This window comes from Diplocloster modestus (assembly GCF_019042245.1).
In the GTDB taxonomy this organism is placed as follows: Bacteria; Bacillota; Clostridia; order Lachnospirales; family Lachnospiraceae; genus Diplocloster; species Diplocloster modestus.
Map to the genome: position 1 here is coordinate 1 of NZ_JAHQCX010000044.1, position 433 is coordinate 433.

At 34.4% G+C, this 433-nt stretch carries 1 protein-coding gene; it reads right to left on the reverse strand.

Annotated elements, in window-relative coordinates:
- The coding region (locus KTH90_RS24725) for a DDE-type integrase/transposase/recombinase (protein WP_238727623.1) at positions 1 to 433 on the reverse strand (433 nt) is incomplete at both ends.

A 433-nucleotide genomic window follows, 5' to 3' on the forward strand; every position in this document is an offset into this window, starting at 1 on the left:
CTTCTAATTTTGCATGAAAAGTACGGCTTGTGTATTGATAACCTCTATCAGAATGACATAATGGATGAGCATTAGGATTACTTTCAATGGCTTTGTCAAAGGTATCAAACACTAAGGCGTTATTGTTTGTATCACTAATTACATAGGATACAATCCTTCTGTCATAAAGATCTAGAATGGCACTGAAATATACTTTGTGTTTTTCTTGACCGATATAATATTTAAACTCTGTAACGTCAGTAAGCCATTTTTCATTTGGCGCATCGGCGTAAAATTCCCGATTCAATACATTTTCTGCTATGAACTGTGGATTTGAAGCCTGACGCGTGCATCCGTTGTTCGAGTATTTAATTGTTGATTTAATATTCTTTTTCCTACAAATACGAAGTACTCGTTTATCATTCACTTTTATATCATGATAGCGTTCCAAGTC